Below are 17,812 nucleotides of genomic sequence, written 5' to 3' on the forward strand. Positions count from 1 at the left end.
TGTTTTTTTGTCGAAAGATGTCAAAATAAAAAGAAATACGTAAAGAAAGAGGAAAAGAAAATGGATGTATATGAAAAAGCAAAGCATGTAGTAGAAAGAGCATACGAGGATATTAACATTGGGGACAAGGCGGAAATAAGCAAAACAATTACGAACGAGGATATTGTGGCTTTTGCGGAGTTGACCGGCGATGTAAATCCGATTCATTTGGATGAGGAGTTTGCCAAGAAGACGTTTTTTAAGGAAAGAATTGCGCATGGAATGTTGACGGCTAGCTTTATTTCCACCATATTGGGCACGCAATTGCCGGGGACAAATACTATCTATTTATCACAGAATGTAAAATTTAAAGCGCCTGTCAAAATTGGTGATACCGTTCGTGTGATTGCTGAAGTGGTTGAGAAAAGGGATGACAAAAAGATTATCAAACTGCATACTACTTTGGTGAACCAAAACGGCATCACCGTTGTCGAAGGTGAAGCTGTTGTCATGAAAATGAAGTAGAACAATGAGAAAAAATGAAAGAACCCGGAACAAATAGCCGGGTTCTTTTGCTGGAACAAAAATTACTCTGTTTCACCGCGTGCTTGTGCAAGTAGCAAAGTGATTTCATAGACGCTAGGAAATTCCCAATCTTTCCAGTCAATCGCTTCCATTGCTTTCCTCTCCTTTCTTGCAGTTCGGGTTATATCAACGTATACTCAATGAGTGAACAATGAGAGATGAGTAGTAAAGACTTTTTTCAGGTAAGTGTAATTTTCACCTATTTTCTACTAGTCTACCCGAAATGGGTTGCGATTATTCCGCATTTCATATGTTGATTTTTTATACATAATATGACCTGTACTTGAGTAAAAGGAGGTGGAGAGCGTATGCCTCTTTTGTTATACCATCGGGGAGAGGCATGTTGCTCTTTATGATGAAGAAAGTAAAACTGGCCGAGGAAATGGTCGAGGTGGGACGCCGCTTGTACCAGAGTGGATTCGTGGCCGCTAATGATGGAAATATTAGTGTCCGGGTCAATGAGAAGCACGTGCTTATTACGCCAAGCGGTGTGAGCAAAGGGTTTATGAGCGCGAGTTCGATGCTTCTTGTAAACCTTGAAGGTGAGGTAATTGAAGGAGAAGGGCGTCCGTCTACGGAAAGCGCAATGCATTTTGATATTTACAAACATAGACCAGATGTGCAGGCGGTTGTACATGCTCATCCGCCGACGGCAACGGGATTTGCGGTAGCTGGCATTCCGCTTGACCAGTTGGCGATGCCTGAGCTGATTGTCACAATGGGGACAATTCCGCTTGCACCGTACGGCATGCCAGGTACAGATGAACTTCCGTCCACGCTTCGTCCATATTATCAGGAGCACGACGCCATTCTTTTATCCAACCATGGCGCTGTTACCATGGGACGAACGCTTACGGAAGCGCTTTTTAAAATGGAATCGGTGGAGATGTGTGCCAAGATTTTATTTACTGCGCGCATGCTTGGGCGCGTAAGGGAATTATCTGACGAACAGGTAGATAAGCTTGTAGATTCTCGTTCGTTTTATGGGTTAAAAGGCGCCCATCCGGGCAAAAAAATCATTGAACAACGCCGTAAGAAAGGGGAACAATCATGACAAAAACGTATCAACCTCTCCGGTCTGTACGCTGGGAAGATGATGAACTTGTACTTTTGGATCAAACAAAATTGCCGGAACAAACGGAGTTCCTGACGCTAAAAGATGTCAAGCAGGTTTGGGATGCTATCGAGCGCCTGAAAGTCCGCGGCGCCCCGGCTATCGGCATTACCGCCGCATATGGTGTGTACGTGGCCGTGCGCCATTTCCCGGCCGCGACAGCGGAAGAGTTGCTCGCTGAAGTAAAGAAACAGGCCGATTATCTAGCTACTTCGCGCCCGACTGCTGTTAACCTATTCTGGGCGCTAAATCGTATGGTCAAGATAGCGGAAATAGCGACAGCGCAGGGACAATCCCCGGAAGCAATGAAACGGATGCTGCTTGTGGAGGCGCAGGCGATTCAAGCGGAAGATGAAGCGGTGTGCCGCGCGATTGGCGAACATGCGTTGACATTGTTTTCAGATGGCATAGGCGTGTTAACACATTGCAACGCCGGAGGGCTGGCGACTGCCAAATACGGCACGGCTACAGCTCCGATGTATTTGGCACATGAAAAAGGCTGGAAGATAAAAGTTTTTGCCGACGAAACGCGGCCGGTGCTACAGGGAGCGCGTTTGACAGCGTACGAGCTACAGCAAGCCGGCATTGATGTGACGCTGATTTGTGACAATATGGCAGCTAAAGTTATGGCTAACGGATGGGTGCAGGCGGTTATCGTCGGTACGGATCGTGTAGCAGCTAACGGCGATGTAGCGAACAAAATTGGCACCTACGGACTTGCCGTTCTGGCGCGCGCTCACAATATTCCGTTCTATGTGGCTGCGCCGCTGTCATCGATTGATTTAAATACACCGACTGGAAAAGAGATACCGATTGAAGAGCGGGAAGCGGATGAGATTATCCGTGGTATGGGACGCCAAATCGCTCCGAATGATATTAAAGTATATAATCCGGCGTTTGATGTGACCCCGCATGAGCTTGTTACGGCTATTATTACGGAGAAAGGTATTGTACGCGCACCTTATAAAGAAAATTTACGAGCTTTGTTTGAAAAATAAGTAGCGAAAACATTAATAAAATATATCTGTTAAAGCGATACGCCTCTTCTAGTTTTGCAAGAATATAATAACGCATAGCAGAAGAGGCGTATTTGTTTGCAGAAGTTTAAAAAACTAGCGGCGTCAAGTGAAAATAACCGACAAATACCGAACGGTTAGCATAAACCATGGCTTTTGTGGTAGGCTTAGTGTAGAAAAAAAAGGAAAATATGGATATGAAGAAGCAGCGTCGCCACCAAACGTTGTTTATTTCTTTTGCCGCCGGCGGCCCGAATCAGTACACCGGCAAAAGTATGCGGAAAGCGCATAAAGGTATGAATATTAAACATGAGCATTTCATGGCGATCGTTAACCATTTGGCTGCTGCTTTGAAAGAGTTTAATGTGTCTGAAGAAGATATTCAAGCCATCGCTGAAAAATTAATGCTGATGGAAAAAGAAATTGTCGAAGCGTAGAAATTTTATCGTAAAAAGGCTCTTCACCATAAGTTAAGCGCACTTTGTGTGGTGAAGAGCCTTGTTTCTTATTTTCGCCTTCTTTTAGCGTTTATCCTTTTATAAGTTTGCCGAATGTCCCCGTTTTTTTCCTATCCGCTGATCGACAAACCCTTTGACGTTAGCGACAGCTAAATATAAACTCATTGCTAATAGTGCAAGTTCGAATTCATAACCGCTGTTTGTACCATCACCAAGCAGCCCGAATGGCAGTTTTGCTTTTATGATCGCTCCTGCCATAACAATCGTGAAAAGCATGCCAATATAAGGGACGCCTAAACCAATAATGAGAAATATTCCGCCTATCACTTCAATAAAAGCGACAATGTAAGCAAGCATCCCCGGTAGTCCAATGCTTGCGAACCATTGTGCGATTCCGTCTAACCCCGATTGGAATTTCATCATGCCATGAGCAAGAAAAATAATCCCTAAAATGACTTGAATCAATAAATTCGCAACTTGTTGCCGATTGCTCATATATAACTCCTTTCGTTTTTGGTTATATAAAAAAAAGTTTTCTTTTGATAAACTAATGATATAAATACGATAGGTTTTTGTCAAATAAAATTAAAATTAATATAAGTTACTAAAGTCTGTTAAGATAAAAGTATATAAATATAACTTGATACATGGATATCCTTTGGTGGTTTCAGGGAAGAATCAGGTAACCCCATCATAATAAATGTCAAAACATCAAAAGTAATGGATATAAGGAGTAATAGCAGATGAATATTGGTGCAACGATTCGTGAAATACGTCAAAGAAAAGGGATTACGATTGCACAATTATGCGAAGGAACCGGGCTATCAAAAGGGTTTATGAGCCAAGTCGAAAATAATAAAGCCTCCCCTTCCATTGAAACATTAGCCACCATTGCCAAGTTTTTAAATGTTCCGCTTCCTTACCTGCTACTTGAAAAGGAAAATCGGATGAAGGTGGTTCGGCACAACGAACGAGAACGTAGCATATACGGAAAAGACGGGTTAGTTATTGAACATGTTGCTGAGGAAGGAGGATTACGTTTGTCGCTTGTCGAGATTCCGGTCGGATTTCCAAAAGAGAATGAGCCGAATGCTCATGAAGGGGAAGAGTGCCATCTTGTATTGCGCGGAAAATTGGAAGTGCAGCATGGAGAAGATGTTGCCGTTGTAGAAGAAGGGGACTCTTTTTCTTGGTGTGCTTGTGTACCGCATATTGTTCGGAATATTGGGGATGAATCAGCATTGCTTCTTATTTCAAACTATATTGAAAATCGAAGAAGGATTTATTAAACGCTTTGATATGAAGGTAATCCTGTTTCCTATTTTCCTCCTCTTTTATTTGTGATGATCCTTTTCCTTCTTGATATAATCTGCCAGAAAGCGTGGAAAAGTATAAGTACCGAGATGTATAATTTCAGGGAGAAGAAGAAAGCAGGAGATTTGGTATGATTCATAATCGTTACTATCGTATTTTTGTTATTGTATCGATGACAGTGCGCTTTTTTCTTCAGGTGTGGTGGTTTCAACGCACACACCGGAACGGGGAGCGAGCGGATATTCAGGAGCGGTGGGAAGCGCTCGTTGCAAAGCAGGCTCGTGAGTATAAACGGACGGCGCTTCGCCTTGGCGGATTGCTAATTAAAATGGGGCAATTTTTAAGCACGCGCGCCGATATTATGCCACGCGCGTTTACCGTAGAACTGGCGGATTTGACAGACCGCGTGCCCCCGGTGCCGTGGGAGAAAAGCCGGGCGATTATTGAAAAGGAGCTCAATCAGCCGATTGATCACCTGTTTGCTAATCTGTCAGCAAAGCCGGTTGCTTCTGCTTCGATCGGTGAAGTGTACGAAGGGTATTTAAAAAATGGAAAGCGAGTGGCGATCAAAGTACAACGCGCTGGCATCGAAAAAATTATCGATGCCGATTTAGCGGCTGCCAGAGTCGTTGTTCGTCTGGCAAAGCGATTTACCCGCCTTGGAAAAACAATGGATTTGGACGCATTGTACCGCGAATTGGAGCGCACTGTTTCCCGCGAATTGGATTTTCGTAAAGAACACGCCTATGCCAAACGCTTTGCCCAAATGTATGAAAGGGACGATAAAGTGCAGGTGCCTCACTATTACGAAGAATGGATAACGAGGCGGATTCTTGTGATGGAATGGGTGGAAGGAGCGAAAGTTACCGATCACGCATTTTTGGAAGCGCATCGAATTGATCGTGATGATATCGTGCAGCGCTTGACAAACATGTTTTTGCAACAGGTGCTTATTCACGGCTTTTTTCATGCTGATTTGCATCCGGGAAACATTTTTATCCGACCTGACGGCACGATTGTATTGCTTGATTTCGGAATGGTAGGGGAAATTAGGCAGGAATCGCGCAAGCATATTCAAACTCTGATTCAGGCTGTGGTGCTTAAGGATTACGATTTGATGGTACAGGCGCTTGATGCTTTGCATTTTTTGGCACCACATGCTGACAAAGAACAGGTGAAGCTCGCCTTGCAACATGGACTTGAAATGTATTTTAACCGGGTGTTTGAGGTCTTGGATGACGAATTACTGGAAGAAATTCAGCTTAAGATTCAGGAATTTGTGCGGTTACAACCGGTTCAGCTTCCTGCGGAATATGCGTTTCTTGGACGAGCATTCAGCACAATTGTCGGCGTGCTCACGACGATTAAGCCGGATATTGACTTTATAGAAGTGGGGCGTCCGGTCGTTTCGGAATGGCTTAATCAACAGGAGATGTGGCTGGATAACCGTCGTCTGCTCGGCCAATTACTCCGGGATGTTGCCCGGGAAATGGTCGCTTTACCTCGTCAGATAAACCGTTGGATTGATTCGTCGATAGAAAAAGAGTATCGGGAACGAAAGCAGGCAGACATCGCGTGCTGGCTTGAACATTACAGAACGAAGCAGAGGGCGACACTTGTTTTTACGATCGTTGCGTGGGGAAGCGGCTTGACGTTATGGTTGGCCGCTCATACGCTGGAATCATATTTTTGCTTTGGAGTTACAGCATTGGCGCTGCAGCAGTGGATTTCAGCGTATCGTAAAGTCAGAAATTTATTGAAAGAGCATTCCGGAGAAGGATGGAATCGGAGAATAAATTAGGAAAAGCTTGGTTGACTTTTTCGCAAGGAAGCACACCGCCAGGAGGGGGGATTGGAAACGAATCTGTTTCGTAAGCAAAAAAGGCAACCAAGCTTATGGGAAGAAGATAGGGATTGGAGGAGTTTCAGGGTGAAAAATGGTACTCATCTTTAATTATTTTGTAAGTCACGTTTTAATACTGTTGCTTCGACTGTAGCGCCTTTCTCTTTAACCGCGCGTTCTCCCCATTTTTCATATAGTTTATCCACTATTTTTACCGTTCCCCAACCAAGTATCATGCCAGCAATTACATCGATGACCCAGTGAATTTCAAGGTACATGGTTGAAAAAATAATAAGCGAGCAATACGTTACCATAAGCCGGCGGAAGATTTTTCCCTTTTCCCTTAAGGCGAGAAGCAAGATGGCAAATGAAACGGACGTATGCATGCTTGGGAAACAATTCAGTGACCAGACGGCTGCTTGCTCCGGCGTGAAGTTGCGTGCCATTCCATCGGGATGACCGAGCACGTACCACACCTCTTGAAGAAGCACGGTTGTGTAAAATGGCACAATAATCGGAAGCTGGAACGTATGGCTGGAGAGCACATAGCGAAGCATTTTCCCTGTATCTCTTGTCAGAAAACTACGGATGACAGCTACCCATAATGCCAGCGAGAAACCGTATCCGTATACCCAACGCAGGAAGATGGTCAACCACTCCGGCTGGTAGATGCGGACGAAAGACGCATCATTAAAAGGAATGCTACGAAACAAGTGGTTCCAATTGAAAATATGTTTAATGTTTTTCATTTCCCATGAAGCGAGTTTATACCAGATATACGGTGCATAGCGATATATGTAATAAAGAATAAACAGCAGAAGAACGCCTTTGGGCAGGAAAGCGAGCCAGTTAATTGGCTTTTGGTCTTTCTTGAAATCGAGCAGTAACAATCCTAAGAAGATCCAGTTGAAAATAATCCAATTTTCTACAGTTGAGATATTCCAGACGATGATCCCTGCCAATACCAGCCAGATAACAAGCAAAATGCGCCGCGCAACAGGCATGCGCGTGATGCGGTGAAGCAACCCCTCTGTATGTTGTAGCATAGTTACACCTCTTAATTTTTAATATTCTATTTACAAAACGTTAATATTCAACTCATTATACTGAAAAAGATTGAAAGCTCGCTACTTGTTTTATTGGAAATGATAAAGTTGGAAAATAATAAATATGTAAAGTAAAATAACATTACTTTACATAAATATGCTTTCAAGCTATGAATTTATGAAAAAATACGAAAAAAAGAGAAAAAAGCTATGTAAACGGTAAGAATAAAAGATAATTAATGTTATATTTAATGACATAAGTTGCACAAGACAGGTGGTTTTGTATAATATTATGTAATAAAAACTAACATTAGGGGGCTGGGAACATGAATGCAGGAACACTGTTAAACTGGGTTGATGCATCATACGTATTTCTAGCGGCAATTTTAGTCATTTCCATGCAAATGGGGTTTGCGCTTTTAGAAGCAGGTTCTACCAGAATGAAAAATGCTGGTCATATTGCCGGGAAGCAAATTATTAGCTTTGCAATCGCGGGTTTATTCTTTTGGTTTGCTGGATTTGCTGTTACATTCGGGGAAGGCAATGGTTTTATCGGATGGAGTGGATGGATGCTTCAAACGGGAGCGAAAGGCGAGGACAAAGTGTTTGCCTCCCTTTCGTGGGCGGATATTCCGTTGGCGCTGAAGTTTTTATTCCAAATGGCATTTGCTGCGGTATCTCTGGCGATTGCCTGGGGCGGGTTTGCGGAACGGGCTAAATTTTCCGTTTATCTTGTATTTGGTATTTTGTTCACGACGATTATTTACCCGGTAATCGGTCACTGGGTATGGGGAGGCGGCTGGTTAAGCGAAATGGGCATGCAAGATTTCGCAGGGTCTACGGTTGTGCATTTGCAAGGCGCGCTGGCAGCGCTGGTAGCTACATTGTTGCTCGGTCCGCGAATTGGCAAATACACAAAAGATGGAAAACCGAATCTTCTTCCGGGACATAACCAGGTGTATTCCGTATTGGGTGTTATTATTCTCTGGATTGGCTGGTTCGGCTTTAATGCTGGCTCGACCATGTCGGTAAAAGACGGGTTCTTCGGGTATATTGCGCTGACAACTAACCTTGCGACAGCCGCGGGAGCCATTGCGGCCATGCTCATAGCGCGAGCGGTATTGGGGAAAGCGGATATTACGAGCATGTTGAACGGTGTGTTAGCGGCGCTGGTGGCTATTACCGCGGCATGCGCGTTCGTGGAACCATGGGCGGCGGTCATTATCGGCGCGATAGCCAGCGTCCTGACGTTTTTTACATCTCTTTATTTCGAACGTAAAGGGGTGGATGATCCGGTATTTGCTTTTTCTGTGCATGGTGTGGCGGGCATCTGGGGCACGCTTTCCACCGGCTTCTTCGCGTCTCCTCGTCTTGTCGAGTACACCGGAATTGGTCAGGCTGGATTATTCTATGGCGGCAGCTTTCACCAATTTTATGTGCAAATAATCGGTGTGCTAGGCGCGGCTGTATACGTTGCGCTTATAAGCTTTATTATTCTCTATGCACTGAAAGCTACGATAGGATTGCGCGTAACGCCGGAAGAAGAGATAGTCGGTCTGGATTTGAGCGAACACGGTGCCTACGGATACCCGGAACATTTGGAATCAGCTGAAAAGCCAGCATATATCGCTGAAATAAATCCGAAAACCTTGTCACGTACGCTTGATATGAGATTACAGCAACGTGCGGAATGATATAAGAAAGGAAAAGCACACTACGATGACGCGGAGGCTAGACATTAGGAAGCAATGAATGAAAAAATAGAGACAGGGTGTGGAAACACAGAAAGTGTTTCCACACCCTGTTTTTACAATCAATAGTATAAAACGCGTGTTTTATTATGAACGGTATGTTGCAAACGCGATAATGCCTTCCTCATCATCCAATTCGAGTTCTAGGCTGGCTGCGAACGGATCGCGATTCAGTTCATGATGCAAATAGAAACGGATCGCTTCAATCATGTTTGCTTGAATCAGGATTTGTGTATGGCCGTTTTCAGTAGCGGAAGCAGAAAAACCATACTCATCATCCCACATGAGTTCAATGCTTACATCGTGCGGGCTGATCTGTTTCTTGTCCGCAATATAAAGGCAAAGCGCGTTTACGATCTCCTGCTCGGATAGCTTTAATTTCTCCATATATGAGCTTCCTTCTCTTTTTGTTTGTTTTTAAAGTGTACGTAGATTTTGCGGATCAGTACAATGACCATAACCACGAACAGCACGTTGATTAGCAGGCCGAGAATGGCGCCTAATCCGCCCAAGTTTCCGAGCAATCCGCCGAGCAGGAAGCCCGCCAAACCGCCAAACAGAAGCCCTTTCATAAATCCGCCGCTTTTTTGCGGAGTTGGCGCTTTTGTCGGTGCCGTATTTTTCGCCGGGCTGTTTACGTTATTAGAATTAGGTTTAGAAATATTGGAGTTTTGATCCTGTTTCGGCTGGAAGTTTTTCGTACCCGAGTTATACGATTTCTTTCCTTTTGCGCTGGCGTAATCAGCGTTTATAAAAGTGCCTGCACTAAAAACTAACGCGACAGCCATAAACAACATAAGAAACTTTTTCATTGTATTATCCCCCTCTCTAAAAGATCCATAATGATTACATATACTCTATACGGGATGGCCGCAAAAAGGTTTCAAAAATTTTTGCGCGGAAAATATTCGTTCCAGCGACGATTGACAAGCTGGGTAATATCTTCACGCGGCACGAGTTCGTCTGGATAGAATGGCTTCATGCGAGCATCGATAATAATAGGCCCTTCAAATTGCACTTTATTGTGGCTAAGCTTTGTTTTTGCGTATACGTCATGCGCCGGGTCAAAACGGGTAAATGTTGTCCATAGAAACGTCGTCTGGTCTATGATTTCATCCACATCGTCAACAAGGAAGACAAGCGGCCAGTCATGTAGTTTATGCTGCGCATGTTCTACCAGCTTGGCGGGCAGCTGTTCATCCGCGTCGAAGCTGGCACCTGATACGACAAGACACCCTCCGCAGTAAGCCTTGGCTTTGTTGATCCCGGGCAATGGCTCCCCACGGTATTCTCGCTGGAGTTCGCGGATAGGTTCGCCGATGCCGAGCATGATCGCCTTGCTGCCGTGATTGAATTTACGGCCTGTATAATCAAGCGTATCCATGGACGTGTCGTGTACAATTAACAGATCGCGCTGCGGATTGAAACGCGAGAGAATCGTCTCCAAGAATTGCGGGAAGTTTTGCAGATTACACGGTACGTCAGTCAGCATCAAAAACTTTGTCAGCGTCAACTGGCCTTCGCCCATGATGCGGAACGCGTGAGCCATCGCTTCCCGGTAGTAGCTTTCACGCACAATGGCCCCGGCTAGGGAGTGAAAGCCTGTTTCTCCGTATGTCCACAGATCTTTGACGCCTGGCATAACGACTGGAAAAATCGGTGACAGCAGACGCTGCAAATATTCGCCAATGAAGTAGTCTTCTTGGCGCGGTTTGCCGACTACTGTCGCCGGATAGATCGCGTCTTTGCGGCGGTACATTTTTTTTATATTGAACACAGGGAAATCATGTGTCCACGAGTAATAGCCATAGTGGTCGCCAAACGGCCCTTCCGGATGGCGCACGTGCGGCGGCACTTCACCGCAGAATGCGAACTCTGCTTGAGCGATTAGTTTATGCGCATGGTGGTCGATTTGTGTGACGTCCAGCTTGTCGCCCATCAGGAAGGAGGTGAAAATTAATTCCGGTAGCATTTCCGGCAGTGGCGCAATCGCCGTGACGATGAGCGCTGGTGGTCCACCGAGAAAAACAGTTACAGGTAAAGCCTGATTGCGGATTTCCGCTTCATGATGGTGAAACCCTCCGCCTTTATGGATTTGCCAGTGCATACCAGTTTGGTTTTTTTTCTGTACTTGCATGCGGTACATGCCGAGGTTGTGCTCTTTTGTTTCCGGGTGTTCGGTATAAACGAGCGGTAACGTAAAGAACGGCCCACCGTCGAGTTGCCAGCCTGTAAGCACGGGAAGTTTGTGTAGATCTACTTCTTTTTCTTCGACTTCCAGCACCGGGGCTTTGCTGTTGGGAACCGTGCGTAACCCGGTTTTGGCCACATCAAGCAACGGAGCCCGGTATTGCCAAAGCACACTCAGTTTCGGCGGAAATAGCTTATCCATTGCACCAATTAATTGTTTCACTAAATTTTCCGGACGTGGTCCGAATGCAAGTTCTACGCGTCGCTCCGTTCCGAACAGGTTCGTGATGACGGGAAATGAGCTGCCTTTCGGGTTGGTGAACAGCAACGCGGGTCCACCTTCAGCGATAATGCGCCGGTGAATTTCCGGAAGTTCCAGATACGGGTCAACCGGCGTGGAAATTTCCACGATGTCTTTTTCCCTTCGCAGCATTTCGATAAAACTTCGTAAATTGCTGTGCATATCATGCGTTCTCCTTGCCTTAAATTGTTCTTCTTTGCCTATTGTACATGGTTTACGTGTCTACTGCACATGAATTTATGCAAAAAGCGATTCTTTATGAAAATGCGTCGGAAAATCTATGATATGATGAGATAAAGAATAAAAGGGGAGGGAGCGGGAGCATTGATGAAACCGAAAATCGTTGTAACAAGGAAAATTCCGCAACAGGCATTGGAGCTTCTGGAGCGCACGGCGTCTTTGTATGTTTGGGAAAAAGAAGACAAGGTAATGCCGCGCGAATTGCTACTTAAAGAAATAAAAGATGCCCACGGCTTGTATTCTATGCTGGCCGATCGGATTGATACAGAAGTAATGGATGCCGCTCCGCATCTGCGGGTCATCAGCACGATGGCGGTGGGTTATGATAATATCGACATTGCCGAAGCGACGAAGCGCGGCATACGTGTTGGACATACGCCGGACGTGCTTACGGAAGCGACGGCGGATTTAGCTTTTGCCTTATTGATGGCTACCGCGCGCCGCTTGGGTGAAGGAATGGCTTGCATTAAAGAAGGGAAATGGAAGAATTGGTCGCCGATGTTTATGGCAGGGCAGGAGGTGTATGGTTCGACCCTTGGCATTATCGGAATGGGCCGCATTGGGGAAGGGGTCGCCCGTCGTGCCAAGGCGTTTGATATGCGTATTTTGTACCACAACCGGACACGGCGCCTGGAAGCAGAAGAAAAGCTCGGCGCCGTATATTGTTCGCTGGAGGAATTGCTGGATAAATCCGACCATGTGGTATTGCTAACGCCAGCCACAAAAGAAACGTACTATATGATGGGGGCAGCACAGTTTGCTCGCATGAAACGGACGGCTACATTTATTAACGTATCCCGCGGCACGAACGTGGACGAGGACGCGCTTTATCGGGCGCTGGTTAATAAAGAAATTTGGGCAGCAGGGCTTGATGTGTTTGAAAAAGAACCAATTCCTCCTTCGCATCCCTTACTTTCGCTCGATAATGTCGTAGCATTGCCTCATATTGGAAGTGCAACTGTACAGACACGTCTCCGCATGGCGATGGTAGCGGCGGAAAATGTGCTTCTAGGCGTAAAAGGCGAACGGTTAAGATATACGGCGAATCCCGATGTCTATGCATCATTATTATAAAGAAAAGATTCTGGATGGTGAAATATATGGCATACAAACTAGCTGCAATTGACATCGACGGAACGCTACTTACAGACGACTACCGGATTACAGAAAAAAACAAAAAGGCGTTGCGAGCAGCGGAAGAGGAAGGAGTACAAATTGTGCTTTGTTCCGGGCGCGCGCCTGTCAGCGTGCTTCCGATTCTTGAAGAAATCGGCATTCACGGTTATTTTATTTGTCATAACGGCGCGGTTACTACACACTCCAAAACGAAAGAAATTCTGCAGGAAAACGGTTTTTCTATGCAATCATTGAGAGGTGTGGTGGAGTACTGTCGCAGGGAAAATATTCACATGGACTTTTGCACCGCATTTGATATGTATACGGAAAGCATGGAGCGCGAAGACGTGCAACGGATGTACGCAAAATACCTCGCACAGCCAAAACTCATTCAGGATATGTTAACCGTGGAGGATAAGCTGGTTAAATTCACTTTATTTGGCACCGATGAACAGCTTAACAAAGCGTACGATGAATTTGCTGCGATGAATTTGCCGGTGCGGACGCTCCGCAGTGGTCCGTCTTATATCGATATTATTGATAAAGCGACTTCCAAAGGCGCGGCGCTAAGTAACCTTGCCGAATATTTAAATATTTCGCTGGCCGATACGATCGCTATCGGTAATTATTATAACGACCTTGATATGATTACTATGGCGGGAATCGGAGTAGCTGTGGCTAACGCACCGGAGGACGTAAAAGAAAAAGCCGACCTGATCGTCGCCTCTAATAATGAAAGCGGCGTGGCGGAAGCCTTGCAGCGTCTTGTGTTCGGGATGAAAAACTGCGTATAAAGACTTCCTTCGTATCGTTTCGCTGTTCATGTTGAGAAAATATGCATTCTATACAAATTTTTTCTTGAAATGTTAAAATATTATAGACAAAAAAGCGTCGAGACAGTATCATAAGAATAAAAATTGAATAAAGAGCGGGGAAAGGTGCAAATTGCCTGTGTGCTTTTTGCTTAAAAGGGAAGAACGGTGCAAATCCGACGCGGTCCCGCCACTGTAAATGGGGAGTGACTCCAGCAATATACGCCACTGTTTCTGTGATGAAATGGGAAGGTATGGAGAAGCGATGATCCATGAGCCAGGAGACCTGCCTTTCTCTAAGATGTTTCTGATTCTTCGGGGGGTGAGAATAAAGAAACGACAACAGTGTACAATACAGCTGGGCTTTTGTATGCTTTTTTTCTTGTATTGTTCCATTGTTTGTTATTGCAACATTTCATTGTATGTGAGGCCACCCTTGTATAAGGGTGGCTTTGTTTGTTATTGTGCATTGACATTTCTTTAAGAGCGAAGGGGGTAATGAGAAAATGGGTTTCAGAAATACATGGAAAAAGTATTTTGCTTTATTCACGATCTTCTTTCTTTTTATTTCTACAGTGTTAGGGTTTTCTTGGTTTCAACCGAAGCCGGCTTATGCTTCTATTGTACCAAAAATAAGAGGAGATTTGGGGAGCGATACTACAGTAACTCCTGATACAGTAACCGTACAAGAGCAGTCTACTGGCCATTCTGTTGGCATTGAAGAGGCGATTCAGACAGCGAGTCAGTATGCCCTGAGCCATAATCAACTATCTGAATGGGAAGCAATCGGGCTTGCGCGCGCTGGACAAGCGGTTCCGGCAAGCTATCTCGAAAGCATAGAACGGGAGGTCGCGGCCGCAAAAGGACAGTACCGTAAAGTAACCGACTATGAACGAATTGCTTTAGCGGTCAAAGCGGTAGGCGGTGATCCGACCGCAATCGCCGGCTATAACTTCATCGAAAAAATTTACAACAATTCTCGCATGACAAACCAAGGGCTCAACGGACCGATTTTTGCTTTAATCGCCCTTGACTGCGGAGATTACAAAACGCCTGAAGATGCGCAATGGAATCGCGAGAAGCTTATTGCTTACATTGTGCAACATCAATATGCGGACGGAAGTTGGCCGCTTTCGCCCGGAGCCGAAAGCAATCTCGATATAACGGCGATGGCGCTGACCTCTCTTGCGCCATACAAAAACCGTCCTGAAGTGCAAACGGTTGTTGATAAGGCGGTTGCTTATTTATCGGCTCAACAAAATGAAACGGGCGGATACACATTTCGTTTTTTGGGGGACGTAACGGAGCCGAGCGAGACTACAGCCCAGGTGATTATCGCTTTAACCGCGAATGGCATAGACCCGACTTCAGCCGCTTTCACAAAATCAGGAAAAAATTTGTTGCATCATTTACTTTCATACCGGCAGTCGGACGGAGGCTTTGTCCATGTAGCGGGCGGAAAAACGGATAGGATGGCTACGGAACAAGCGTTGCAGGCGCTGGTAGCATATGATTTATTTACGAAGGGGAAATCTCCGCTTTATCGCTTCGCGGCTCAGCCTTCACCACCAACATCGGAAAAACCTCCAACGGAACCAGGGTCGCCGCTTCCCGATGGATCAACACCGCCTGAAGGAGGAACGCCCCCGAATACACCTGTTCCTGTAAAAAAAACAATTACGCTATCCGTAATCGGGGATAGTCAGCGCGGCGTCATTTTGCCTGCTCAGTCGGTAGAGCTGAAGGAGGGGGACACAGCCTATACCGTTCTCCGGCGTATGTTAGGCAATAAAGTAGAATCTCGCGGTTCCGGGGCGACGCTGTACGTAGAAGCCATTGATGGGCTGGGGGAGTTTGATCGCGGTCCGCAGAGCGGTTGGATGTATTCGGTTAACGGCTGGTTTCCCAATTACAGTGCAGGCATTTATATGTTAGAAGATGGGGATGTTGTAGCCTGGCGCTATACGCTTGATCTCGGCAAGGATTTAGGTGCGTATTTTCTTGCGGATACGTACAAAGATGGAACATTTTCCATTCCGGCGCATGTTGAAAATGAACTTAACCGTATTGGTCTTACGCCGAATAATACACAGCCGATAAGCAAAGTGGCCACAACGACGGTTGTGCTAAATGCTGCCGAAAGAATGGATGCCAGGCAAGCGGAGCAGATAAAGCAATCGTTGGCTAATCATACGGTATCGTTACAACAGTCCGTTTCAGCCGCTGTCGAAAGCGTAATTAAAGATAATATGGATGAAGTACAACTCATCGTTCCAGCGCAAGCTTTATCCAAAACAACTTCGCTCACGATTACCGAACAGATGGTTCAACGTCCGGAGCTTGTCTCTGGGATATATGATTTCGGGCCGGATGGTACGAAGTTTAACAAATCGATATACATTATGATAAAAATTCCTATCGAAACGGAGCAATTACACGCTCTTGTATTGGCATGGCTGGACGAGCAGAAAAATGAGTGGATTCCGATCCCCGCAGTATTGGATGCGAAAACAGGTATTATTATCGGAAAAGTGGATCATTTCACAAAATTTGCGGTGATCGATCGCAGCAAAGTAGAGAAGACAGCACAGTCCATTCCATCGTTGGATGTGGAGATTGAATCTCTTTGTAAACGAATTCTCGCAAACGCAAGCGATGGTAATCTTACTGAATGGGGAGCGTTCGCGCTGGCCCGCGCTGGCCGCAAGCTCCCTCCGGGCTATCTTGCCTCCATCGAAAAAATGCTTAGAGAGAAAAATGGACAATTTCGCAAAGTAACCGATTATGAGCGCATTGCCCTAGCCGTGAAAGCAGCAGGAGGGAATCCAGCCAGCATCGGCGGTTACAATTTAATCGAGAAAATTTACAATCATGAGCATATGACCATTCAGGGAACAAATGGGCCGATTTTCGCGCTGTTAGCTTTTGATAGCGGTAAATACGAAATTCCTAATCATGCCAGATGGACAAGAAATACGTTGATCGACTGGTTGGTGCAGCAGCAGAATCCAAATGGTGGTTTTCCGCTTGTAAAAGGAGAGGAAAGCAACGTCGATATTACAGCGATGGCCATTACTGCCTTGTCTTCATATTTAGAGAAAAAAGACGTAAAACAGGCGGTTGACAAAGCGGTACAATGGCTTTCTGAGGTTCAGCTCAAAAATGGCGGCTATAAACTGTTCGGCGATGAAAATAGCGAAAGTGTCTCCCAGGTTATCATTGCCCTTGCTTCAGTTGGAATCGATCCGAAAGATGCAAGATTTGTGAAAGAGGAAGGAGATGTCGTGACCAGTTTATTCCGCTTTAAACAAGCGGATGGCGGATACGCCCATTTTATCGGCCAGCCGGCCGATAAAATGGCAACTGAGCAGGCGCTTATGGCGCTAGTAGCGTATGATCGGTTCCTAACAGGAAAAGAAAAGCTTTATCAAATAACGGAAACACAAGCCCAGGCTACCTTTGACACAGATACAACGCCAATGCGTTTTGTAGACGAGGGGGCGATCTCTGACTGGGCGATGGCGGCTGTGTATCAAGCGTATGAGAAGGGCCTGATGGAAAGCGTTAGCGAGGTGGAACAACGTTTTGCTCCGAAACAGGCCATGACACGGGCGCAGTTGACGGTGTTATTGATGAAATTGCGTAATGAAATGCCTGCGGTTGAGGCAAAACAAGTTTTTATGGATGTTACACCGGAAAATTGGTATTACGGTTATGTTATGAAAGCAAGAGAAAAAGGAATTGTTCAAGGGGTTACCCCTTCTTCTTTCCAACCTGAACAAATTGTTTCCCGTCAGGAAATGGCGGTTATGATTGCAAAAGCATTTGGGCTGTCTCCCGCTTTGAAACAGGCGAGCTTCCGGGACAATGACCGGGCGTTCAGGCAGACTTTGCCATATATACAGGCGGTTCGCGAGCAAAAGATTATGGTTGGAGCGGACGACGCTTTTTATCCGGACGTTCCCGTTACACGGGAAATGGCGGCTGTTGTTGCCATTAAATTATATGAAAAAATGAATAAATAAATGTTTCAAGGGAGGGCGCTTT

15 protein-coding genes and 1 riboswitch are annotated in these 17,812 nt (G+C 45.6%); of the genes, 10 read left to right on the top strand and 5 right to left on the bottom strand.

Going from position 1 to position 17,812, the window contains the following annotated elements; genetic code table 11:
• Positions 1-60 precede the first annotated feature (60 nt).
• The 4 genes from K3F53_RS05310 (at position 61) to K3F53_RS05325 (ending at position 3,131) form a co-directional block, all read left to right on the top strand.
• A complete protein-coding gene (locus K3F53_RS05310) occupies positions 61-504 on the top strand; it encodes a MaoC family dehydratase (RefSeq protein ID WP_057899518.1) in 444 nt (147 codons plus the stop codon).
• A 412-nt stretch (positions 505-916) separates the two neighbouring features.
• A complete protein-coding gene (locus tag K3F53_RS05315; protein WP_204244838.1) occupies positions 917-1,618 on the top strand; it encodes a class II aldolase/adducin family protein in 702 nt (233 codons plus the stop codon).
• Positions 1,615-2,676: an S-methyl-5-thioribose-1-phosphate isomerase gene (mtnA, locus tag K3F53_RS05320; protein ID WP_057899517.1), complete on the top strand. Its 1,062-nt coding sequence runs from the start codon at positions 1,615-1,617 to the stop codon at positions 2,674-2,676. The genes K3F53_RS05315 and mtnA overlap by 4 nt, the downstream gene beginning before the upstream one ends.
• 215 nt (positions 2,677-2,891) lie before the next feature.
• Positions 2,892-3,131: a group I truncated hemoglobin gene (locus K3F53_RS05325; RefSeq protein ID WP_057899516.1), complete on the top strand. Its 240-nt coding sequence runs from the start codon at positions 2,892-2,894 to the stop codon at positions 3,129-3,131.
• Positions 3,132-3,230: 99 nt separating this feature from the next.
• Here K3F53_RS05325 and K3F53_RS05330 read toward each other — a convergent pair whose 3' ends face one another.
• A complete protein-coding gene (locus K3F53_RS05330) occupies positions 3,231-3,647 on the bottom strand; it encodes a DoxX family protein (protein ID WP_057899515.1) in 417 nt (138 codons plus the stop codon).
• 248 nt (positions 3,648-3,895) lie between these two features.
• Between K3F53_RS05330 and K3F53_RS05335 the strand changes: the two genes are divergently transcribed.
• Both K3F53_RS05335 and K3F53_RS05340 read left to right on the top strand, forming a co-directional pair.
• Positions 3,896-4,441, top strand: a complete 546-nt coding sequence (locus K3F53_RS05335) for a helix-turn-helix domain-containing protein (RefSeq protein ID WP_057899514.1) — start codon at positions 3,896-3,898, stop codon at positions 4,439-4,441.
• Between the two features lie 155 nt (positions 4,442-4,596).
• Positions 4,597-6,267: an ABC1 kinase family protein gene (locus tag K3F53_RS05340; protein WP_057899513.1), complete on the top strand. Its 1,671-nt coding sequence runs from the start codon at positions 4,597-4,599 to the stop codon at positions 6,265-6,267.
• Between the two features lie 149 nt (positions 6,268-6,416).
• On the opposite strand, the gene K3F53_RS05345 is transcribed toward K3F53_RS05340, so the two are convergent.
• Positions 6,417-7,355 (bottom strand): phosphatase PAP2 family protein, encoded by a 939-nt coding sequence (locus K3F53_RS05345; RefSeq protein ID WP_057899512.1) that lies wholly within the window; start codon positions 7,353-7,355, stop codon positions 6,417-6,419.
• A gap of 326 nt (positions 7,356-7,681) precedes the next feature.
• On the opposite strand from K3F53_RS05345, the gene K3F53_RS05350 reads away from it, so the two are divergent.
• Positions 7,682-9,049 carry an ammonium transporter gene (locus K3F53_RS05350; protein ID WP_220559657.1) on the top strand — a complete coding sequence of 456 codons (1,368 nt, stop codon included), beginning with the start codon at positions 7,682-7,684 and terminating at the stop codon, positions 9,047-9,049.
• Between the two features lie 144 nt (positions 9,050-9,193).
• On the opposite strand, the gene K3F53_RS05355 is transcribed toward K3F53_RS05350, so the two are convergent.
• From K3F53_RS05355 to K3F53_RS05365, 3 genes are all read right to left on the bottom strand, one after another.
• Positions 9,194-9,493 carry a YxcD family protein gene (locus tag K3F53_RS05355; protein WP_057899510.1) on the bottom strand — a complete coding sequence of 100 codons (300 nt, stop codon included), beginning with the start codon at positions 9,491-9,493 and terminating at the stop codon, positions 9,194-9,196.
• Complete coding sequence (locus K3F53_RS05360; RefSeq protein ID WP_057899509.1) at positions 9,481-9,918, bottom strand: hypothetical protein; 438 nt, start codon at positions 9,916-9,918, stop codon at positions 9,481-9,483. The genes K3F53_RS05355 and K3F53_RS05360 overlap by 13 nt, the downstream gene beginning before the upstream one ends.
• Before the next feature lie 71 nt (positions 9,919-9,989).
• Positions 9,990-11,759: a UbiD family decarboxylase gene (locus tag K3F53_RS05365; RefSeq protein WP_057899508.1), complete on the bottom strand. Its 1,770-nt coding sequence runs from the start codon at positions 11,757-11,759 to the stop codon at positions 9,990-9,992.
• Between the two features lie 165 nt (positions 11,760-11,924).
• Between K3F53_RS05365 and K3F53_RS05370 the strand changes: the two genes are divergently transcribed.
• From K3F53_RS05370 to K3F53_RS05380, 3 genes are all read left to right on the top strand, one after another.
• Positions 11,925-12,911 carry a 2-hydroxyacid dehydrogenase gene (locus K3F53_RS05370; protein WP_057899507.1) on the top strand — a complete coding sequence of 329 codons (987 nt, stop codon included), beginning with the start codon at positions 11,925-11,927 and terminating at the stop codon, positions 12,909-12,911.
• Positions 12,912-12,937: 26 nt separating this feature from the next.
• Complete coding sequence (locus K3F53_RS05375) at positions 12,938-13,747, top strand: Cof-type HAD-IIB family hydrolase (RefSeq protein WP_057899506.1); 810 nt, start codon at positions 12,938-12,940, stop codon at positions 13,745-13,747.
• A gap of 125 nt (positions 13,748-13,872) precedes the next feature.
• Positions 13,873-14,073, top strand: a riboswitch (cobalamin riboswitch).
• A 198-nt stretch (positions 14,074-14,271) separates the two neighbouring features.
• On the top strand, positions 14,272-17,790 hold the full coding sequence (locus K3F53_RS05380) for an S-layer homology domain-containing protein (protein WP_057899505.1): 3,519 nt from the start codon (positions 14,272-14,274) through the stop codon (positions 17,788-17,790).
• Positions 17,791-17,812: the final 22 nt, after the last annotated feature.

It is taken from the genome of Aneurinibacillus thermoaerophilus (assembly GCF_019603355.1).
Taxonomy (GTDB): domain Bacteria; phylum Bacillota; class Bacilli; order Aneurinibacillales; family Aneurinibacillaceae; genus Aneurinibacillus; species Aneurinibacillus thermoaerophilus.